We start from the raw sequence: 22,403 nt of genomic DNA, 5'->3' as shown, positions 1-22,403 counted from the left end.
CATTCATGATTCAGAAGACGTTCTCCTTGCGAAGGATTGCGCATTTTAAGCAGGCATTATGTGGAAAGAGCTCTTAACGAACGAATCGATGCTGCGCCCGGGGCAACTTGGTGCTCTATTTGCGCTGCGTGGACATTTTCTAGGCGCAGGTCGCGGCCATATAGCCCAGATACAACTGCCGACAGGCTATGGTAAGACCTTAGTAATGTTGTTGGCCTCCCAGTTGCTCAACAGGGGAAGGCAAACACTTGTCGTTTGTGGTTCTGAGGTTTTGCGTGAGCAACTTGCGCGATGCTTTGCAGGTTATTTCGATAAGGGAGAGGAAGGTCGTTTGATTCCGTATACGTCGACCTGCGCTCGCGATATTCTAAAACCCGCCTTGGGAGTCGGTCCTAAGCAGCGGGTGTCAACTAAGGTGGGAGTTGGTCAATCAAGTGATGCTGCAATACCCTGCGGTGTCGAAGTCGTGGTTGGGCACCCGAACTCCCTTCAATCATATGCTCCCAAATATTACCAAGAGCCTGTTCAAGAATCAGACAAAGGTGCGCCTCTAATCGGTTTAATCCTGATCGACGAAGGACATCATCTATCAGCCGCAACGTGGTCAAAGATCGTTGCCAATAATCCAGAAGCGAAGGTTGTACTTTTCACGGCGACGCCGTTTCGGGGGGACGCTCGCGGACTTCCTGGGAAACTCATATTCTCATACTCCCTTGCAGAGGCAATCTGTGAGAAGTCGGTTTCCGATGCAAGCATAAAGGTACTAGAAGAAGGCACTAAAAAAAAGAATCAGACTACCCCCATGGAAACAGCGGACGAGCTTATTGCAGACACCGCCATCGAGCAACTTGAGAAGCTAGTAACGACGTTCCCGCAGGCGAAAATTCTGGCAAAGTGTCGTGACGTCCATCAGGCAGTGGAAGTGGCGGCTCTATATGTCCTGAAGGCTGGAACGGTGTATCAGGGCAAGGATGTTTTGCTACTTCATTCAAAGTTGACTACGACGAACCTAAAATTAGCCCTTCAATGCCTAGAGTCAGGAAACTACCGCATTGTTGTCGCAGTTGATATGCTTGCTGAAGGCATCGATATTCCTTTTCTCCGTGTCTTAGCTGTGCACACCCGGCTGCCTGATTTAGGTCATTTCGTTCAGATTGCCGGGCGTGTGAGCAGGACGCTTGTACAAGATGGGGAAGATGTAGATAGTCATTTGATTATCCTGAAAAGTGCGCTACCTAAACATCTCCAAGATAAACCGCCGAAATCGCTCCAAGACCTCGCAGAAAAACTACAACAAAAGATTGAGCATGAAGAACTGAAGTCCGAACTCATAGATTATCTCCACGATGGCGAGATACCAGAGGCGGCGCTTTCCGAATTGTTAGGCGCCGTATTATTAAGAGAGCACGCGAAGGTTTTTGCTTGCACCGCAGGCGCAAAAACTGATTGGGATAAGGTGGATAACATTGGAAATGCAAACATCGTTGGTTATCGAACTTACGTCGCCTTTGGAGGCCGAATTCAGGTAGCGTTTCTAGCGATCCAACAGAAGGCAACATGGCTTAACCAATTGGCCGTTCCTACACTCATTCCTGGGCTAATCCTTACCTATGAGCCCAAGGTCGAAAAACAGAAAACAAGACTCCTCTTTGTAACCGCCAGCCCTGAAGCGAAGAGATATATTCGGCTGCTCATTGATAATCTAGATGAGGATGCTGAGCAATTTAGACCACTATCTCTAAACAGGCTCAAGAGTGTTTTTTCGGGACGACCTGGAGTCAACTATTATAACGTAGGGTTACGCTCTAGGCTTCCATCTCCATTAATCGAGCGCTATCGGATTGCATCAGGGCCCGATGTGGAAAAGACACTCGATGCCTCAACGTCCTTTGGTTTTAGCCAAGGGCACGTGATGGGACGGCTCTATGATTACTCGAAAGAGAGTGGACTTCCTAATCTGCTGAATCAGGAGCTGCTGGGTGTAAGTTCAAACGGAGCGGTTTGGGGCGTCAAGTCTATTGCGATTAATGAATTGGCGCGGTGGATGAATAATACTGCCGTGAAGATAAATGGAAGTGCAAAGGTTACCAATAGCGCACTAGAAAGTATACCAATCCCCACAGAGCTCAATTTCGCAAAGTTGCCGAAGGGGGCGGGTGTGGGAGCATTCTGGGGGGCCAAGACATGGACTGACTCTGTTAAGCTAATTATTGGTTCAAAAAGCATTCCTTTATCAGATTTTACAATATATGAAATAGAATCTGATCCACAAAAGGAACAGATTAGCTTTAAGATAGGCGCCCAAGGAGACATAGTCCAAGGTTCCTTCCCCATAATTTCTGTATTGGTAAAAAATTATGGCGTACATTTTGAGTGCGACCCAAACGTAATGATCGAAGCGTCAAGCGAGACTATTAGTCTTGATCGGTGGTTAGCAAAAGATCCCCCCTTGATTTTTCTTAAAGACGGTACATGCGTCTTCGGCCAACAGGTTGTATCGCTGTCTAATGGCGGAAGCGATTTATCCTACCTACAGGATTTTTTGTTTTCAACAGACTGGTCAAATTGTGATGTACGCATGGAGAAACCGCCAGGATTTGAGCCTGAAAAAACAAAGCGGGCACCTGGAGCGGCCACGCAGCTCAAAGCTATGAACTATGACATCGGAAACGCACCTTCCCAAGATAGATCCATATTCCGATTGGTGGCAAACCAGCTAATCGCTCGAGTGAAAAGCGGCATTCTCAAGGTTGCATTATGCGACGATGACGCAGGTGAACTTGCAGACTTCATTGCCGCAAGAGAGCTATCGAATGGTCTAGTAATCATTGAACTATATCTGTGTAAGGCGGCAGGTTCATATTCTCCGGGCTTCAGAACTAAAGATGTGGAAGAACTTTGGGCGCAGGCGCTCAGGACAAGCCAGTTGTTAACGAAGATAGATGTGTTAAAGCATATTGATCGCAGGCATATGAGCCGCATAAAAATGGCCGATGATATACCTACGGCTAAGAAGTCACTTTTCGAGCTCGTTGAAAAGGCAAAAACCATCGAGTTCGAGATTATTCTTGTTCAGCCGGGATTAGCGATAGATAGACTCAAGTCTACGACTGTTGGCGCTCTCGGTCCAAAGACAACTATTCCGTTTGCATTTGCTTGGTTGCATTCTACCTTCCAGCAACGAGGTGTACGCCTTATTTTGGTTGGCAGAGAGACAGTGTCTCCTAAACCAGGAAAGGTTGTTAAATCTGCGACTTTTAATGATGTTTTCGCTCGACACCAACCTAGTGTTGTGCCGGCAGCGGCTTCAGTGCCCGCGTCTAGCTAAGCATTTGGTCATGCTTTTAATAAAAATTGACCAAATTAAGTTGAATGGCAGCATATGAGGCACCTATGTTCAGAGCGCATCCTAAGCGGGCTATGCAGGTGCGCGCCCATGCTCGATATATACCGCCATGAGCATGGGCAATCTCATGGAAACTAGAAGTCGTCAAAATAGAAGTTCGGTAAAAAGGCGTCGCACCCAATGTTAGTCGCTTAACTCAAAATTGATTGTAATCGTCTTCACCAACGGGCTAAGGTTCGGCCGGGAATGTCACTGGAGACCTGAATTTGGACGTTCAGAATGAAAGCATCGCCACCTGCAACTCCGGCTCGTCAGTAGATGGTAATGATCTGCCACAGGATTGGCCGGGACACCTTTCCAAGCAAGCTGTAGTTGAACCTATCAGTAAAGTCTCTCCGGCCGGTGAAGTATTGCTAGACTTTGCAGCGATGCCGGCGGTGACGTTCGAACAGCTTTGCTGGTGGTTGCTTACCAAAGATCAAGTACTGCACGGGTGTCAGCGCCTTGGCGTTAGCGGTTCGGGGCAGGGTGGCATTGACCTTTTTGCGTATGATGACCAATTTCCAGGAAGGCTAAACGTCTACGAATGCAAGGCTTGGAAGAATTTCGACGTAACTAGTCTCTCTGAGACAGTATCAACCTTTCTCAACAAAGATTGGGCGAAGAGTACCCGGGCGTTTACGTTGATACTGGCGCAGCAGGAGATCGGAACTCCCTTGGCCCGTCGATGGCATAGCGAAAAGCAGCGGCTCAAGGCAGTAGGAATCGAAGGGGAACTTTGGGTTTCAGATCGCCTAACGCAGCAGGTGCAGGCGCATCCAGACATCATTTCAAAATTCTTTCCAGGAGCACACGTCGAGGCGTTCGGTAACATTTGGATGCAGCGGGTTAATTTCTTCGAAACGGTAAGCAAGGCGGTGTTCGACCCCCGACCAGCAGTTGCCGAGGCAGCGAAGGCGTTCATCGCTGAATCCGGTGCTTCTGTCGCCGTAGCAGATAACCAAGGCTTCCCCCGTACCGTCGAGGAAGGAGGGGTAGGTCATCCCTCCGCTTTCGCAATCGACGGTGTTTTCCGGCGCGTCAGCAATAATGGGCGGCACTGGCTTTACCGTGGTCCGTGGTTTTCATTCAGCGTAATGCTCCCCGATCAACATTCTACCGGCACCTCCGCCGCGTTTGATTTCAATCAAGGTGACCTAAAAGGAGTAACGATCACAGTTGGCAATGACTGGCTTTTGAAGAGGTTCCTCTTTTCGAGTGGAGCGCCGCTGACGAATACAGGCCGCGCTTTCATCGTCGGCCCTATGCTAGGAGAAAAGAGCGAATACCTGATTGACCTGCCAAGTTGCCGCCTGAATCTAGGAGAGGACGTCGTGCAGGAGCTGGCCGATGTTGCGGACCTCTTAACTGAGGTCATGCGTGACGAGCTAAAAGCCTTAGAAAACAATTGGTCAGCCATCGATTTTCCCTTCGTCGACTGGAGTGGAACGCGTAAGGTCGCGTTGGCATGCCTGCGCAAAGACGTTTGGGCCGAGGTCTGCTCCTTTGCAGAGGTGCATGATTACGAAAAAGGTAACTCTCAATGGAATATGTTTGATGGCCATCCTAGCCTTTTGAGGCCTTGGCATCGCCAAGCCAATGATCAATTCGAGGAGGGCTACCATGCGCTGATCAGCTCTTCAAAACGTTATAGTTTCTCATCTGATGACGAAGTGACTTTGCTCTGGCAGCCTGATGATCTGGTTTCAAATCGAGCGCTCTCTCCAAGAGGATGGTGGTCTTGCCAGTACGCTTTTGACTGGTTCAACAACGAGCTGTTACCCGAGGTGAAGCGCTTCATTCTTTCGAGAGAATATGGCGGACGTTTAAAGCGATTGCTTAAACTAAGAAAATATCATGATTTCTCCAGCTATCTTGATTACATTTTTGTCGCCAAGGATGTTCGAAAGCAGTCTCTAGTTCAGCATGGCTTGATCTCGAAGGACATAGTAAGTACTGTGAAGGATCTACAGTCTTTCTTTGCAGGCAGTCGCTCACAAGCCCCCTATCTTCGACATGGCGATGTCGAAAATTTGTACAGGGCTATCGTGGTGTTAGCATCGGGTAGCCGCGGTTATTTAGGCTATATAGCCGGATCTCTCAGCTTGGAAGACGCCCCTAAAAATCATACTCAGCTTATTGGAATGGTAAATCAGCGGTTGGATTCTGGCCTTGTAGGGTCGAGCGTTAGCGAGGCTGACTACGCGCTACGCGCGATGCTCGAGTTGCTGAACGACACAGATGATTGGCTGACCGAGACTCAGTTAGTATCCGTCAAACACCTATTACTGCCGTTAGCAAGGGTGTACGACGATGCATTGTTAGTGGAACGCCATACGGCTCCCCCGCAATAGAGGTTTCCATTTGACGATCCGATGAGAGGGACAAGTTAGTAGTCTAATGATTTCGGGCACCGACTTAGGCGAACCTTTCATCGTCGGATGACGCTATCCCGCGATCAGTAGATCCCTACAAAGATTATTGAGCATCACACACGGCTCAGAATTCCTGCACTATTTATTTGTTAAATTTATTCTTGCTTTCAACTGACCGCTGTCGAATTCATCGCAAAGCCCGACAGCATGTGCACCATATAAAAAATCATCACTATAGCTGTGTATATTCTTGACTATTGCGTCGAGCGCGAATCTAAAGGTGAGTTGTGTAGACATTTTCTCTAAGTCGCCCGCAACCAAATGTGCGGATGACAGCCAGTCATAAACGTACCTACACTCATCGAAGGGTAAAACATCTAGAAACATTCGATTTTTCTTGCCTTCAGCAATGTATGTAAAACGACGTGCTTGGTTTACATTGCAATGCGCAGGATATGAATATTGAGCGAACAGCGGGTAAAATGTTAGCTCTTCGGTCGCGACGTCGCAAAGCTGAGGCATTTTATCCCTGTAGTTAAAGCTCTTCATATCAAGCATGCTTTCAGTCCAATACTCCGTACTGTCTTTGCAGCCGTAAAACGAAAGTATATTACCTATGCTTTTATGCTGATCTTCATTGCCTTCTAGCTGCCTTATCCAGCGCAAAATGAATTTTTTTACATTTTCCGGATATTCTAAGCCGGGATCTTCAATAGCTAAATACGCCAAGGCCTTTACTAGCGAGAAATTCCCACCTTCAAAAATATAATCGGAAGAATAATCATGATTCTCTTCACTTGCTGGCGCCAGCCATTTCTTAGACTTTCTGATTACATCCTTTTGATCTATGAATAGAGAACTCCAAAGCTTTCCGCTAGCCAATCGCTCCGTTGGGGCTATTATTGCGGCCACATCCATTATATGTCGAGTTATAAAAGACCCGTAATAAAATTCGAAATTTTTCTTTACCTCATCGAAAAAATACTTATTTTTCTCTCCGGGTTCCGGAGGCATGACTTCTTTGGAAAGATAAAAGCCATGAGCTTCGGCACTTTCGCCAGTGTATATTTGACGACCTTTTCTTCTGTCTAATGTACCCTTGCTATAGAGATTCGCAGCGATCAAGTGAGAATAACACTCAAGGTCGGTGTCGTTAGATAAGTCTGGCGCACTGAAGTTGGTGATTAAAACACCAATAGAGCTGAGCGATGAGTTCCTGAAAATTGATGATACTATTTTAAGTGTTTTTTGGTCGTTGCTCGGAAAAGTTGCGCACGCATCAAAATATATAATGTCAAATCTACGCGGCGTAGACGCAAAGTAGTCCTCCATCTTCATTTTTATAAGCTTAATTCCTCGTATTTCTTTGTTTTTTACGTCCTTTATAGCGCTCTCAAAACTCTTGGAGCTAACTTCAAATGCCCATATATTTTCAGCCCTAACCCCAAGCTTGAGAAGTGTATTAATGTCATTGGTAGGCTCCGGCCCTGCTAGATAGGCAATCGTCAGGTCTTCAGGCTTTAGCAGGCCAACGACCGATTTCCTAAATTTCTCCCATGACTCAACATCTTCGTCTCGACAGCTTTTAGCTGCTTCTGGGTATTCAGGATAGTATTTTAGTTTGGCGCAATGGGCTCTTATAGCTCTGACATAATTTGGAGGCGCAATTGCAGCTTTCTGACGATATTTGGTCAGAAGATTGACAGCGTGCTTTAGTGCTCTTGTCCGCGCCTCTTGCTTGACGGGCTGGGCGTATGACTGCGTACCGGCTTCTTCCATGGCTACATTCCTTTTTTACTAGTGATGGATTTCGCGGTGATGTCTTCAACAAATATTACAGATAATACCCGGTTAGTGGTTACGTGCTTTGGTCGTGCTGGTTATTGGCCGTCAAGCCGTCTATAGATCTTGCCCTGGTCACTGGCAGATGACGCGCTGAGTCTCATCCACTGGATGCCCTTCAAGGTTTTGGTCAACAGAAGTGGCATATCGCCGCTGTCGTATTTCAGCGACGCAACAAGAATGTCGTCTGAGCGCGGTTCCTGCGCCTCCTTACGAGAGCTAATTGATGGCTAACGGATGTCGGCGATATACGACAGATCGTCCTTTTCATGCCTGCGTGGAGAGATGGTAATTTAGGAATATTTCAGCTCAGAACCGGTGGGGGGAGAATGGATTGTTGCCGCGAGCCTAAAAATGGCCCTGTAGAGGTTGTTCGGCTGACTAAAAACTGACCTTGGTTTTCACTGCTTCTACTCACTTTGCGGGCAGGAGAACACAGGGGTATCGGTATGGAAATGTTGGGAAAAATAGGGCGGATTTACTTCCGCGAGAAGCTCTCGCTGCATCAGATAGCCGGGCGCATATTACTTGCCTTGGCCGAAGGCGATAGGTTGCTTCGCTGGGTGCTTAGTCTTCGTCGGTATCGCTGCTGGTGTGAGGCCTTCGTACTTGCCTGCTGATAGTGTCTTGGGCGAAGTATTAAATAGGGAACCTCGCCTTTGGGAGGAGCGGGCGGCTAGTTAGGCGGGGTGGATGGACCTCGGGTTGGCATCAGTCGCCGAGAAACATGTTAATGGCTAGACGGCCTTCTTGCCTTTGCGAGTTCGTCGGGAACCTTCCGGAAGTTTAGCGGCGGCCATTTTTGCGTCGATGCTCCGCTTTGTGAGGTCGATTCCGATCACTCTGATGTCTTCGACTCCTGGGAATTGTGGTGAGAGTGTCGTCCAGTGAGCTTGAAGTTCATCAACAAGAGCTTCAATCCCTACGGCACTTTTTCCATTAAGCAGCTCCCAATTCTGTTTGTCTTCTGTACCGTGGTAGGTCAGCAGAAAGATTCCATACGTGGATCGGCAATCGCGCATGTAATCTCCACAGAGCTGAATTTCCAGTCGTTCCAGCAAATGAGGGCCCGTCCACTTGTCCGCAATTTTTAATTCAATTGGCACTTGAGCATCGAATCCCTGACCATGGAAACGTAGGTCTGCACGTTTCCCGTCGGCAAACTCCTCCTCTTGTGGAACGCTGTATCGACCAGATGAGCGTTCACGGCACCAGTGACCAATAAAATTGCGTATTTCGGTTTCTTGCGGTTTAGGTTGGAGGAAGATCGCAATGCTGGTGTCCCCGTCCTCAAGGTCATGTTTTAAATCGAGCAGTCGATCTATCGCTAGATCCCAAAGATCTCGACTGTTGGCAGGTGTACGTTCAAGACGATCATTGAAGTCACTAACTTGCTTAGGCGACCATGGCTGTAAATCAGAATCCAGCGTGGCTTTTTGTTTGGCTTGGAATGCCATCCAAGGCCGCGCGGTTGTCGCAGGATGAGCCTGAGAAATTTCCATCAGTGCGAAAAAGGCTTCTTTTCCAGGGGTTTCGCGAATGAATGATACCAACGCATTGCGAGCATCTTGGGCATCGTCTCGAAGCTCTGGAGAATATACGCCCATGTTCGCTCGATGAAGGTCGTCCTGTTCCCTGATATAGCGGTTAATTAGCAGATATAGAGCTTTCATGTGCTCCACTTTGCGGTACGCAGGTCGCGCGGCGCGGCGCTCACGTCGGCTCCCGATGAGCGCAGTGATGAAGTGCATTGCAAAAGTAATCCTGTCCTCATCGACCTTCATTTCCAACAGCCGTGCCCCGAGCGTAGCGATAGCTACCGATGGGTCGACCCCCACCCACATCGCAAACCACAAAGGTGCTGTTAATAGGTTTTTGGAGGCTTTCGCTTTTCGAGCTGCGAGAGATGCAAGTGTTTTGTTCTCCATAGTTGAACCTTGGATAATGTTCAACATATGGCGTAGCTGGGCTGTGTTTTTGGGCGTGGTCTTCAGGCGCATACAGAGCAGAGGTGCTAGCTGATTCCAGATCCATTCGCCGCTCCAACTGACATCGTAGAGCACATAGTGGTCTGCACCATTAACGCCTTGAGTAACAAGTTCGTAATCAATCTCATCGAGTACGATATCGATCACCGCTTGGGGATGCGCTTGGTAAAGGCTTGGCAACCAACTCGGAAAACCATTGAGCTCATGAAGCGCGTAACGTGTGGCTTTTTGCGCCTCTTCTGATGAGAGCGATTCGAGCGAGAAGGGTTTTGTGCGCGCCTCAATTGATAAGCCCATAAGTCCGAATATGACGCTATAGGGGGTCGAGTTTACTGGTGCCCCTTGAGATCTTAGCAGGGGACAGTAATGGCGCCAGAAGTTAACAGCCCCGTCGCGAAAGGCTGACGCAATCAGCTCTCCAAATTCTGGAATCAGTAGCCGCCAATTGCCATCACTCCATAGATCCGAAGTATGGGGGCTCTCTCGCAATCGCTCAGACAAATAATGTTGATCATTCGTCATTTTTCCTAGCTCACCCGGGTTACGCAGTGCATCTACATTAGCGTCCAGATGCTCTTTCCATTTCCGTCTTTGCTTATCTCTCAAGGCTACTTGTTGATTTGCTTGTTTTCGCCAATGAGCTTGCTGTCGATTGAAATCACGCATTTCGTCTGGGGGAGGGTTGATAATGTTAGAAAGCAGCGTTCTAAGTTCCCCCTGATGTTCAGACTCTTGCTCGATTTGTCTCAGCCATGCTTCAGGGCGATCGTTCTCTCGGTACAGTGAGAAAGCCAGCGTCAATGCGATCTTTCTGTCGTCGAGCAATTCGCGATGAGTAATATCCTTACATGCGACGTCAAAACTGTCGGAGTTCATCGTCCATAAATGGTCGAGAAAGCTCATCTGCGAGAAGAGGAATATGGCTTGTTTTGTTTCCCCCAGTGTCGCCCAAGCCTCACGTGTTTTGGCGACGTGGTGCCAAAACAGTAAAAAGTTGAATTCTGGCCATTCAGCAACCTTACTTCGCAGAACCCTTTCTACGTCGCGCAAATCCTGCTCGCCATAGTGATCGATCGTCGGAATATGGCAGAGCATCGTTAATAATGGAGCGTCAACGGCGCTCATATCCTGCGCTTCAACAATGCTAACCGCTATTTGGGCTGCGGGCTTCACCAACCAGCCATAGCGCAACGACAGGCTGTAATGAACCATATCAACGGCTGGCGGCCTGCTCATCAACGAACCGAAACTTGCGATGAGGCGCGTCAACAGACGTAGAGGCCATTTGGATATATGTGTGGAGATAGCCTGGCTCAGACTGTCAACATGGTAACGCTGCTCAGCTGCTGCACGCTCTACCGCCTCTATTAGCCATTCAACAGCAGCATCATCGGGTGAAAGCCAAAGGATCAGCTCAGCGAGCCAGTCGCGATTCAGTTCATCACCCTCTAGGAGAATTGCCTCCAGAACTTCTTTCTTGTCCTTGTTGGAGCCCACGGTAGCCAATGCGCGAAACGCAGCAATTCGTGTGTACTTCGTACGGGAATGCAGCGCGAAATTTTTGGCCTGTGCGGCAGCCCCTGCAATCTGGCCATGCCAAACCATGAGAAGCAGGAACCAAGTGATGTTCTCGTCTTCTCCATGTTGGACGAGCAGCGCGTTGATATCCTCGGTGAGGTCAGGGGCGGTGAACCGTTTCACCGCTGAAAAATCGGTAAGCGTTCGTCCATGTGCAGGTTGAGCAAGCTGCTCACAGGCTTGGCGCAAAATGGAGCGGCGTGTTTCGAGTGGTAATTGACTGGGGTCGCCACCTTCGAATAGAACTTCGGGTGCCAGGCTACACAAACGAGAGAGGATGCGACCGTCGAGAAGCGCCAGCCAGGCAAGTACGGGCCGCATTGTAGGTATGATCACCTCAATATCGTACTGCCTACGGAAGAACAAGCGTTCGATTTGGACGCGTGAAGCATCTTGCTTGAGCAGCTCATGGAGCCACTCTGCCGTCAAATACTCGCGAACTGATCTATGGTGAAAGCGGACAGCACCATAGATGACTTGATCAAAAAGCGGTCGACTAAGAAGTGTCGCGCACTCCACCCCATTCCAATCGATGAGCACGTCAAGGATCGCGATGCCCTGAGCATTGTTCGTCCCATCGGGTACCCGAATCGACGACTGCTGGCCTAGTGTTGTTGCGGCAGCGATCAACTGCGCGCCTTCGCGCAATCGCTTGGGGGTAATCGGTCGTAAATCCTCTCGATCTTGGTCATGTTCTTTTAAGCGTCGTTCAATACTGTTACGCATCAGCTCCGAGCGAGAACCGATGCCTTGATGAACGTTCCAGTATTCGACCAGTTCGGTCAGATCTTGGGGACGGGTCGTAAGCGATAAAGCATCTTTGCGGTCAGCCTCACGTAAAAAAGCTAAGGGATCTTGCACTTTCTTTGCCAGTAAAAAACTATTGATCTGCTCACCATGCAAATCCTCCAGGGCGAAGATTCGGAACGGCGCAGTTAGATTGTCTTTTGCCTGCCCGACCTGAGCAGTGACATAGCCTTCTTGCGTTTGCGTCTGATCAATGACGATGTTCACGGTATCTGCGTAAGGAAAATAGTTACCGCACAGTATTAGGTCGGTTTTCGCGCGCCAGGCAGTTGTTCGTCCGGTGATGACGACGTGCACTTGGTTGATGACGGCACTTAGCAATCTGCCGATTTTTTTGATCGCCAACTCAAAGTCTTTAGGGTCTCGCAGGCGTGCTTCGTCGACTGAGTCGAGTAATAGCCAGCCTTGCTCGCCACTCTGGGCCCATGCTGCGAAATCTTCGTTCGTGCCTACTTCAAAAGCGTCTTCGAAATTATGTTGTATGTGCTCAATTCTGAGAAAGAACGCAGGCTTTCCTTCCTGGCGTAGGGTACGGGCGATGTTGCGAATTTCCGTCGTCTTACCAGAGCCCGCTTCGGAGAGGATGATCACGCGACGTTCGCGTAGGAGATCTGACCAACAAAGTGCCGCATCGCGGCGAAAAGATTGAGTAAGCTCAGCATCGTCATCCGCACCGGGTTCTAGTTCCAGCTCGTGGAAGGTTCTGCCGAGCGGAATATACTCATCAACGAACTCAGTCATAAAACTCCATTTCGATGCTGCATGTCGTTAAAAACAACAGTATGCCTCACCCCCAACGAACATCATTAGGAGAGTGAAGTCTGCTCAGTCGCGAGCTTGAAGCTTACCCTCTAAGCCACTCCGTTCTTCACATTTTTTCACCTGGGGGGGAATGATGGTTAGTCATAGATGACTTGGCCAGACGGTTACGCATATCGTTTGATAAATACCTTTTATGGAAACGTCATAAGTGCATCGCCATTCATTGCGCTGCGTCGCAAGCACAACATCATGGGGTCTGCATGTCCGTCCTTTCAGTACGAATTCCGTCTCAGTGTTCGCCAGAACTATAAACCAGAAGGGCAGATCACAATGCAGCATGGAGCAGTGGCAGGACTGGGGGCAAAAAATCGTTACTCGATCAGGAATTTCGGGCGGGGCAGCCGTTGACGACTCTTCTCACCCGGAGGCTTTCGCATAACTTCACGCAATCGCTCAGCAGGGCCTTGAATTTCCCCTGGAGATGCTCGATTGATTGCGAAGATTAACTGTTCGCGCCTACGCTGCTTACCCTCTAAGATCTCAGCAAGCTCTGCATCGGACTGGACATAACGTTGCATAAAATTATTCCTGCAAAAGACAATTTAACACAGCGATTGCTAGCTATGGGACTGATGATCGGTGTCTGTTCGTGCTCACCCGAAGCATTAACGATACTACCCAATATTAGGCTAATAAGCCCCGTCTTGGCTTGACATTGATTCGAGCCTAATCGCAAGCGTGGTCGTGATTTTCGAAAAAATGCGCCATGAACTCATACCATTCATTCTCCTACCACAGGATACTGAAAGTGCCATGAGGATGAGCCATACGTAACACCTACGAACATAACCCGCAAGCCTCCGCCCCCCTCAAACCTTCGAAAGGTCGCCGCTACAATGCCCTAACTGTGCGGGAAAGTAGTGTTCGCGCTGCCGATCAATTAATCTCGTGGTGCTGGCCCTCGGCCACGCCTCGCCCACGAAGGAACGTCCTATGCAGCCCCATGAGTCGATGCCGGCCGTGCTAGATCGGCAAATAGCAAACGAGCAAGATGACGCGTTTGGACACAGGCACTATGCCCGAGCATTGCGCAGCCTGGTTGAATCCGAACGCCATCAACCTCCTTTTAGCATCGGCCTCCTAGGAGGGTGGGGCACGGGTAAAAGCTCGATCAAGGAGCTATACACGAATGGCTTAGAGGACGACGCACACGAAACGCAGGGAAGCAGCGCGAGAAAGGATCGCTTCAAAAGCATCACCTTCAACGCTTGGCGCTTTGGAGGCAAGGACCAGGACATCAAACGCGCACTGCTGCGCCATGTCTTTTTGGAGCTCGGAGGTGACGACAAGACGCTCCATGACAAATTGTTCCGGAACGTGACGCACACAGAGCAGCAATGGAAAAGTTGGAAGGAGTATAGCCTTCAGCTATGGCTCGCTTGGGCAATGCCTCTGCCCGCATTTGTCATCGCGATGGGCATTCTATTACTCTTCGTTTGGGCTGGCTTGCAGATTGCTCCAGCAGATGCGCCCATCGTCCAGTCCACGCTTGCACTGATACTGACGGCCGCCTACAGCTACATACTCAAACAGCTTAAACCATCCAAGATCGATAGCTTTCGCTCAATCACTAAGGTTTCACTCCCTAGCGCAAGTGCTGAGCAGTACGAGGAAATGCTGCTGGAGCAACTAAAAGAATTCAAACAACCCTCCGAAGGCTTTCTCAGCAAGACCATTCCTTGCGAGCGTCTGGTCATTTTCGTCGATGACCTTGACCGACTTTCTGCCGAGGAGATGGTGCTCGGCCTAGATGCCGTGCGCGCGTTCATGGAAATTCCATCTGACAGACTTCCACAAGGTCTTGGATTGGTATTCGTCATTTCCTGTGACGAGGCGAAGGTGGCTGATGCTCTTTGGCGCGGCCGCAGCCACAACCCGGAACAGCCGGGCACGGTGTTTAGCCACAACGATGCACGTCGATACTTGGATCGCATCTTCCAATTCCGCCTCGAAATACCACCACCTCCGCGCGGTGATATGCGTCAGTTCGCACTGAAGCATCTGCTGACATTTGAGGACATTGTCGATGACCTTAATCGTAAGGCCGTAGCCGCTGAACAGCTGATTGAACGCATGATTCACGTGAACGTTGTCGACCCACGTAACGCGCTTCAGATCGTTAACGCGTTTGCTCAGTCATGGTGGCTGGCCAAGCTCCGAGAACAAGAGGGTATCAATGGTCGCCCCGGTGGATTGCATGACGGGGCTGTAACCGGACACTTGGAGTCGTTAGCTGCTCTCAGCGCAGCCAAAGTAAGCTTTCCTGATTTCTACAGTGATCTGCAGGATGACCCAGAGTTCCTTGATCGACTGACCGCGGTTTTTGTTAACGATCATCCAGTAATGGAGCTGCCCCTTGACGCTCAGCCTCTTTTACTTAAGCGTTATGTAATGTTGGAAACCGATAGCAAAGGAGGCAAGACCACAAAAATCCGGGAAGGATGCAGGGAGCTGCGGCAGTTTCTTTCCAGTCTAGTCGGTATCCAGTGGCCCGCTTCCCTTCAGAGCCTTCTGCTGCTATCTGAAGACCCTATCAGCCGTAAGTTCGGCTCGGGTACCCGCATAATCTACGGCCTGCTAGTGTCAGGCGATACCCGAGGGCTGATTGAACACCTTTCGCCGCGCGCCGACCAGATCATGCTCAGTGAAGACCAGGCTCGCCTGCTGCACCAGATGATCGGAGAACTGCACTTGGAGCCGGCAAGCCGGCGACACAACGCGATGCGTGTAGTGGCAAACCTTCTGAACGACCTGCCTCCCCGAACTGTGCGGTTGGTAATCGGTCACCTATGCACAGAGTTGGCGGCGTCCCGTAACTTGAGGTCGATGGTCGGCGTGTCGAAGCTGGCTTCGGTTTTGCCGCTTGCTAACAGCCAGCAACAGCATATCGTAGCCGCAGCCCTCGTCGGTGACCTTTGTACAGAGGATGCTCCTTTCGGCTTGCGCCTCGAAAACATGCAGACACCGAGTCTGGATGTCGCTATGGACATGGCAAAAGCAGTAGCCGAGATCGTCCTCGCTGTGTGGAAGACTCAAGGGCTTCCTGCCCCTCAAGACCAAATATTCAGGCAGTGGCTCCACACGCGATCCATCACCGTCGACGGCATAGCGCACTCATTTCCATTCAGCTTACTGGAAGAATGGATCGCTACTAATGAGGAAATGCTTCTCCACACTCTGGGCACTGACTACGCGACCTTGCTTGCAGTTGAGGTTCAGGCTGGCCGCGCTGCGGAGATCAATGTCCCCAGGGCGGCGTTACGGATCGGTAAGCTTTTCGAGCAGATGGCGTTGGCTGGTGAGGAGAGTCGGGCTGAGTTGTGGCCGTTGGTTGAGCGTTACCTGAGCCTGACAGAGAATGACCTCAAAGCCTGTGCATTTACTGTCCTTGAGCAGAATCACAACCTGATGAGCCATCAAGTGCTCTCGCAATGCCTAAGGAAGGTGACTGAACTGCTGATTAACCATCCCGATCCGTCCATGGATTTTGATCGGGGTTTTAGGTGGTTGGTACAAATGACGTCCAGCCGCCTCGATCATCTGTCCGAAGCAACCAAGGACAGCTTGCTCGAACTGATTGAAAACATCACATCTGATCCTTACGCAGATGACGCAGTTACGCTATTCGAGCAATTGAAGCGTAGCGATGAATTGCTGGCCAAATCAGCGGAAGGGTGGGTCGCAACGCTGGCCGGTGAGCTACCGCTTAAATGCTGTGAAGCACTGTTAAAGAGCTATGTGCGATTGCCGGATGATGTAAAAACCTCAATTGTGGCTTATCTCGACAGCGGTTTCAAAACCGCTTCTCTACCTGAGCGTTTCGATGCCCTTTATCAGATAGCTGTTCGCGCTATCCCGGGTGCTTGCTGGAATGAAGCAGTGCTTCAGAGCCATCTCCGAACGGCTATCAGCCAACTGCCATCTCTGGTATCGAGGGCGCCTAATGAGCTAAGTGTTCTGCTCCAGGGGCTTACTCAGGTCTATTTGAATGCCGAGCCTTCGGTCTTGGCTACAGGCTTGGAGAATGCTTTCGCCACGGCAGTGAGCTATCCAACGCAGCTTAATACCCTTCACAAATTCTTCGGGGAAAATTGGCCTTCGAAGGACTCAGTCACGCAAGGCAACATACCCGAGAAAATTTTCAACGAAACTGTGACAACCATGACCAGCTATCGTCAGGAGGCAAAGCGAGATGTCCTGAATTCATTACAGAACATGATCGAAGTTGGCATCGTCGCACCGACCCATCAACCTGAATTGATAACTCTTGCCTGCACGGTGTGGCAAACACATTCCGCTGAAGCGGAAACTTTTTTGGCGCATACGAAAGCGCCGTTGACCGCTGCCCAGGTCGCTACACTGGCGGATGCCATAAACTGGGAGCTGGAGGAAGAAGTCGAGCGGCTCGAACGAATTTGGAAGAACGTTTCGCAAGGATTAACTGCCGAAGAGCAACGCACTGCCACTCTGTTGGTTTTAGCCAAGGGGCAACTCGGGAAGAGTGAGCTCCCAGATCAATGTCTCAGCATCTGGACGCGATCTCTGGATATGAAGGCATACTCCGTGCTTGAGCAAGTGATGTTTGGCAATGGTGTCACAGACGCTACCCAGAGGCGCCTATGGCGACAGATTACGTCCTTAATGCAAAAACCGCCCGCGATGGCACTAGTCGAATTGGCACTGAAGATCCTGGAACAGGCGTCAGCGCCAGAGGTTAGCGCAGCGGTCAATCAGGAATTAAGGTCGATTACCCAGCACTTCACTGATCAAGCTGAGCGTTCAGGCGTAGCGAGCCTGCTGCTCAAGCATCTACCACGATGTCCGTCCATGGCCACTAAAACTAATCTGGCTGATCTGGCGCATAGCCTGGGGTCACCGGCAGTACTGAAAACGGTCGACGCCACATCGTTAACCGAAGACGACCTGCAGGCGATCGCTGAAAAATTTGGTGAAGGGAGGGAAATGAAGAGCCTGCGTAAGCGATTTGACAAAGCAGTGGGATGAGCCCTTATGTCAATCCGGGCCAACGCAGCGCTGGTGCAGGTACGTGTTTCCATTGGCTCGGTGGCAAGGCAGATTGCCCTGATGCGGATCGTTTTCAAAGGCAAAGAATGAAACGTGCACAGCCGGTCGGGTGCGAGGTTGGTCAACTCACCATAAGTGTTTATTGTTCGACAGTGTGCGCCTACCGTGGAAGCCCACATTGTGCCCGGCTGGAGGAACTGATCGCAGAAGGAGTGCTCTGCGCAATTAATTTGTCGCTTTGATCAGGGGAGGGGAGAGTGGCGTCTAGTCAGGCTTAGGCTCTTTGAGGTTGGGCAAGACCATCAGCGTATGTTCGTCATAATGAGAAAAAAATCGCTGCCATGCACGAAGGCCTCCCAACTCGCCCACAGCTAGGATAATAGCCTTGTGAGAGGCCGTGAGCAGAGCGACTTGCCGCTCTAAATCTTCTATAAGCTCGTCTTTCTTTGCAAGACTGGCTATCAACCGTTTTTGAGAGTTCTTTTTAGCTCGCTCTACCCATTGGTTTCGGGCCATTTGCATTTGTTGATAGTGAGCAATTAGGTCTCTGCGAAATGTGTCTCGCGTGAGAGTGGAAACGGCGCCCAGATTCTCCATTCTACGCACAATGGCATGGGCAGTTATTCTCTCATCGTTTTCTAGCATGGACTCGAGAACGCTAAGTAGATTGTCATCAAGATTAACCGCATTTACGGTGCGGCGTACAGGTTTGCTCGGTGCTGGCATATTGACTCCGCTAGGCACGTAACAGGGGTTTAGCGCAAAAGCGACTAGTTTTTAAATAAGTCTATTTGATGGACCGGCACCGACAAATCCGGACCATCTGGAAAAGGCTTTTCACCTGGTCGACATGCCAATGCTCTATCAATATTTTCTAACGTTTTTTTTGCATGATCCAATTGATTTGTTCTTCCGATACTATCACTGAATCGAGCCTCTATTTTGTTAACGGCTAAGGCGATTTTTTCACGAAGTCCAAATAGATTTTGCTGATGACTTTTCAGATCTGTAACGCAAAGATGACGGCACCCGCCGTAGCACTCTAAATGTTTTGGACAAGGATTGGTCATGAAACTGTTAATGCAAAATCCATAAGGCGTAACGTGAAATCCATCTGCTTCTCCCGCAAGAAAGAGAAATGCCGCCTCATCGCCCCTTGTCGCCTGAATCTCTCGAAACTCATCGACAATGGGACCGGATACCTTTCCACTTAGAATCATCGCTAGCACTTGCGAGCCACCTATTGGCAAAATATCATGTGCCGTTTGCGGCAGATCCATTGAAGCAAGTTCCTCTAATAAGCTACGGTGATCGTACCGATATGACTGCTCAACGCTACGACGGCCGTAACGCTTAGTTATAATCGTATCCGCCACGCCCATCCTAAAGAGCTCACTATTTTGAACGTGACGAAAAGAATGACTATTGATTGTAAGGCCTTGGTTTTCCTCATTACGCCCGTACCGCTGAAAAAAAGTGGTGTTTGAAGTCTGACTTTTGTAATAGTGGTTTCGCAAATCGACCGTATCGAGGATTCCAATAAAACAGTATTTACGAATATCGCATAGCCCATCATTCCGCCCCTCAGATAGAGCGCGTATGGGCGCAAGGAACAACATATGATGGGGTGGTATCGAGCCGGCAGTGGTGCGCAACGGCTTTAGAGGTGAGATCTTGGATGGCATTCTTAATCTCACCAGCTGTTCTAACTCCGATACCTTAAAGTAGCCCTTTCTGAAATTCACCTTACAAGGTACCCCGGAGACCGTGCGGAAAGGAGTGAGTGATTCATACCCTCTACGCAGTACGGCGAAATACTGACGAACGACATTCTTTAATTTCCCTCGACGTTCTTTTAATGATAACTGTCGACTCTCGATTTCATCCAGTACGCTAATATCATAATTTTTTCTGTACTGCGCAGTTAATCGGACTTCGTCGTCATCTTCATAAACAAATGGATTGCCAGTCAAATACGGATATAGGTCTGCTGGGGCCACCAATTCCTCCGGTTGAAAGTCAGCCAAAATCCGATTGGATTGATACTGTTTCTCAAGAGTGGCGCGGAGCGGCTGGGTGAGCAAGAGCACCCGATTCAGAAAATCAATAATAATTTCCCTGAACATCTCGGGAATGTGCTGTATGTCCGGATGTAAGAGTTTGCCATCTTTATCCGAAATACTTCTTTTTTCAACAAAATACCTAAGAGCAATTGATGACGAAATACCGCCGAACTCGCTTGCGGGAATGCCCTTTTTACTTCGATGAGAGAACTCCTGGCACCAATCGACTGGTATAAGTGGTGCTTCGCCCATTCGCAACCCACAGAGCACCAGAATTTTGGCTTGCGCAAACCGCAACTCATCATAAAACGTCTGTGGATCTTCGGTAAAAACAATTCGGATCAGTTCCCAGAATGCATTGTAATCTGGAAGGCGCTCTGTGCGTTTGCGCTCCGAAAGGTTTTGTCGAAAATTAGACGTATCCTCGCGACTGTTACCGCGTTTGACGCTAACTGCAGGCAACAAAGGAGTGCGATCAACCAGACAATGAAAGTCAAATATATGCTGTACCGAATTTCTAATTCCTCTCGCCAGTTGACCAGAAGGCTGTAACAGTGATGCGTATTTAAGAGCAGTCGCAATGTGATCAACACTCAATTCCCACGGCTCAGCTTTGCCACAACAAGATGCAATGATACGAATGGTTCGGACAATGTATTGGCTCGCATGCGCTGCGGACACACCTTTCACATAAATGTAGTGAATTGCGCACGCTTTGATTAAGTCCTGCCACGAGTTCGTAAGCTTCGCCCTTGCGATTGCGGGTACTCCTTGTGCGCTTCGCTCCTCGTTGATCAACGCCAGGCATTTTATGTCGGTCCCAAAGTCCGCAAGCCAATAAGGGACTCGGGGATTATCTGCCATATGGAATAAGGGCCATCCCTCACCTTTTTTTACGGTTCCATCAGGTGCGGTCGGAATGTCCCAGTTGACGTCTTTAGACATTGCAAGGATTTTGTTTGCCTCAATAAAATTCCTAAAATTATTATTCATTATCGACGGCACCGTTTAGCTCATCAATAATACTTTCTACCCGTTCTAAAACATCTTGCAGCTGTGAATAAGCGGGGGAATAGTTCTCGCCTCTGGATGCATTGTAAAATTGCAGTACAACGGGTCGCAGCCCCTCAAGAACCTCTTCATGAATTTTTGCGTTCTTGACAGCTAAGAAACGATCACAGCCATAACATGACAATATCGGATTTTTTGCACAAAGTCCCTGTCCAAGGGTGCACATGCCTATTCCCGCTATCGGTATTCCGTGTGGCATGCCTCCTATTTGGTGCACGGGTAGTGCGTTCGATAAATCCTCAGTACTGATCGTTCGGTTTTTCGCAATACGTTCAATTTTGCTATATATCGGAGAAATAGCGAGTGCCCGATTCACTCGTTCGGCCTGCGTCGGTGATGATTCGAAATAAACCAGCCCTGTCATTGACCAGCTGTGCCCCATGTATTCAGCTAGTTCTTCCTGGGTGGCACCCGCGTCCACCATACGTTGCGCAGCACTATGTCTGAAATCGCTGCTACTACGTCCATCCAACCCAAGCTCTGCGGTGAGTCTTGCTAGCGATGCGCCGACGCCTGATGGCGTCAGGCCAAAAAAGGAATCGGTTAGAGCTCCGGGTGTTTTAGGGTACGCGTGGTCCGTGGTTCGCCGGTGATGCAACACTACAAATATATTTGCCCACTCGCGCTTTATTTTTCGTAACATCGGGATAGGTGGCGTGCCCCTGCGTTGTTTTCCTCGAAAAAATCGCAACTGCACACTGTGGGATTTTTCAAAATTAAATATACTTAAATGTTCGATTCTAAGTTTTGCAATCTGCTTGGGGCGCATTGCTAGCTGATAGCAAATACATAAAATACAGGCGCTGATTAAAAGGGGTATTTTGACATTTTCCAAGTCATACTTTGAAGGGTCGTTGATTGAATCCAGAAAATCAATAATCTTCCGGTCTTCATACGAATCAAAAAATACGTTACCGCTCCGGACACTGGCATACCTATCCACGGGGTGTTGACGAAGTGACGCAATTCGAGGTCTGGAATCGTTATTCAGAACACCCACGGATTGACTGCAACAAAATAACAGTAGCGACTTTAGCGCGCATAGTTGATGGTTATTACACACCGTAACTATTTCGCGTCGCCACTCAGCATCGACACTCAGGGGCGGGGTTAGTGAAAGGTCTAGCGTCGTATATATAAGGATTTTATCGAGCTTTTGAAGTGTCAGGAAATACATTTTGATGGTTGCGCCTGCCAATTCAGAGACGGAACGTGCAAGCCACAACTTCATTAGGTGTATCAATTCTCCGTCAAAGGAACTGAAATCAAACTCTAGGAACTCACCATTAACCTCAAAGGACCATGCGTTTTCCTCGGGATTTCTTATGGTTTTCCAGCAGTCTGCAAAATCATCCCAATAACGGATTACAGAGGGCAGGGGAGGCAGGGGAGCCAACGCCTCTAAAAGTTTTGCGTTACCAAGAAAGCCCGACTGACTCCGCTGCAT

General features: G+C 49.3%; 9 protein-coding genes. 3 read left to right on the top strand and 6 right to left on the bottom strand.

What is annotated here, in order from left to right:
- The first annotated feature begins 58 nt into the window (after positions 1–58).
- Together C8K66_RS02125 and C8K66_RS02120 are read left to right on the top strand one after the other, a co-directional pair.
- Positions 59–3,328, top strand: coding sequence for a DEAD/DEAH box helicase (locus tag C8K66_RS02125; protein WP_108524154.1), 3,270 nt, complete (start codon positions 59–61; stop codon positions 3,326–3,328).
- Between the two features lie 284 nt (positions 3,329–3,612).
- Positions 3,613–5,739: a hypothetical protein gene (locus C8K66_RS02120; protein ID WP_108524153.1), complete on the top strand. Its 2,127-nt coding sequence runs from the start codon at positions 3,613–3,615 to the stop codon at positions 5,737–5,739.
- A gap of 159 nt (positions 5,740–5,898) precedes the next feature.
- On the opposite strand, the gene C8K66_RS02115 is transcribed toward C8K66_RS02120, so the two are convergent.
- The 3 genes from C8K66_RS02115 to C8K66_RS02105 form a co-directional block, all read right to left on the bottom strand.
- Positions 5,899–7,539 carry a class I SAM-dependent methyltransferase gene (locus C8K66_RS02115; RefSeq protein WP_108524152.1) on the bottom strand — a complete coding sequence of 547 codons (1,641 nt, stop codon included), beginning with the start codon at positions 7,537–7,539 and terminating at the stop codon, positions 5,899–5,901.
- Positions 7,540–8,339: 800 nt separating this feature from the next.
- Positions 8,340–12,716 (bottom strand): NACHT domain-containing NTPase, encoded by a 4,377-nt coding sequence (locus tag C8K66_RS02110; protein ID WP_108524151.1) that lies wholly within the window; start codon positions 12,714–12,716, stop codon positions 8,340–8,342.
- Between the two features lie 392 nt (positions 12,717–13,108).
- Positions 13,109–13,315 (bottom strand): hypothetical protein, encoded by a 207-nt coding sequence (locus tag C8K66_RS02105; protein ID WP_108524150.1) that lies wholly within the window; start codon positions 13,313–13,315, stop codon positions 13,109–13,111.
- 415 nt (positions 13,316–13,730) lie between these two features.
- Here C8K66_RS02105 and C8K66_RS02100 point away from each other — a divergent pair, with 415 nt between their 5' ends.
- On the top strand, positions 13,731–17,801 hold the full coding sequence (locus tag C8K66_RS02100) for a P-loop NTPase fold protein (protein ID WP_108524149.1): 4,071 nt from the start codon (positions 13,731–13,733) through the stop codon (positions 17,799–17,801).
- A 285-nt stretch (positions 17,802–18,086) separates the two neighbouring features.
- On the opposite strand, the gene C8K66_RS02095 is transcribed toward C8K66_RS02100, so the two are convergent.
- Genes C8K66_RS02095 through C8K66_RS02085 form a run of 3 tightly spaced genes read right to left on the bottom strand, consistent with a single transcriptional unit; the run spans position 18,087 to position 22,403 of the window.
- The gene (locus C8K66_RS02095; RefSeq protein WP_256590890.1) at positions 18,087–18,548 is read right to left on the bottom strand and encodes a hypothetical protein; all 462 of its coding nucleotides are present in this window, start codon (positions 18,546–18,548) and stop codon (positions 18,087–18,089) included.
- Between the two features lie 44 nt (positions 18,549–18,592).
- On the bottom strand, positions 18,593–20,878 hold the full coding sequence (locus tag C8K66_RS02090) for a hypothetical protein (RefSeq protein ID WP_108524148.1): 2,286 nt from the start codon (positions 20,876–20,878) through the stop codon (positions 18,593–18,595).
- Positions 20,871–22,403, bottom strand: a complete 1,533-nt coding sequence (locus tag C8K66_RS02085; protein WP_108524147.1) for a site-specific integrase — start codon at positions 22,401–22,403, stop codon at positions 20,871–20,873. The genes C8K66_RS02090 and C8K66_RS02085 overlap by 8 nt, the downstream gene beginning before the upstream one ends.

Origin of the sequence: Pseudomonas sp. GV105 (assembly GCF_003058185.1) — a bacterium.
Classification (GTDB): domain Bacteria; phylum Pseudomonadota; class Gammaproteobacteria; order Pseudomonadales; family Pseudomonadaceae; genus Aquipseudomonas; species Aquipseudomonas veronii.
This window is presented reverse-complemented; position numbering and strand designations above follow the sequence as displayed.

Excerpts from the sequence above, each read along its gene's own strand:
- C8K66_RS02125 (WP_108524154.1), top strand. The coding sequence starts at position 59 with ATGTGGAAAGAGCTCTTAACGAACGAATCGATGCTGCGCCCGGGGCAA.
- C8K66_RS02115 (WP_108524152.1), bottom strand. The coding sequence starts at position 7,539 with ATGGAAGAAGCCGGTACGCAGTCATACGCCCAGCCCGTCAAGCAAGAG.
- C8K66_RS02110 (WP_108524151.1), bottom strand. The coding sequence starts at position 12,716 with ATGACTGAGTTCGTTGATGAGTATATTCCGCTCGGCAGAACCTTCCAC.
- C8K66_RS02105 (WP_108524150.1), bottom strand. The coding sequence starts at position 13,315 with ATGCAACGTTATGTCCAGTCCGATGCAGAGCTTGCTGAGATCTTAGAG.
- C8K66_RS02100 (WP_108524149.1), top strand. The coding sequence starts at position 13,731 with ATGCAGCCCCATGAGTCGATGCCGGCCGTGCTAGATCGGCAAATAGCA.
- C8K66_RS02095 (WP_256590890.1), bottom strand. The coding sequence starts at position 18,548 with ATGCCAGCACCGAGCAAACCTGTACGCCGCACCGTAAATGCGGTTAAT.
- C8K66_RS02090 (WP_108524148.1), bottom strand. The coding sequence starts at position 20,878 with ATGAATAATAATTTTAGGAATTTTATTGAGGCAAACAAAATCCTTGCA.
- C8K66_RS02085 (WP_108524147.1), bottom strand. The coding sequence starts at position 22,403 with ATGCAGCGGAGTCAGTCGGGCTTTCTTGGTAACGCAAAACTTTTAGAG.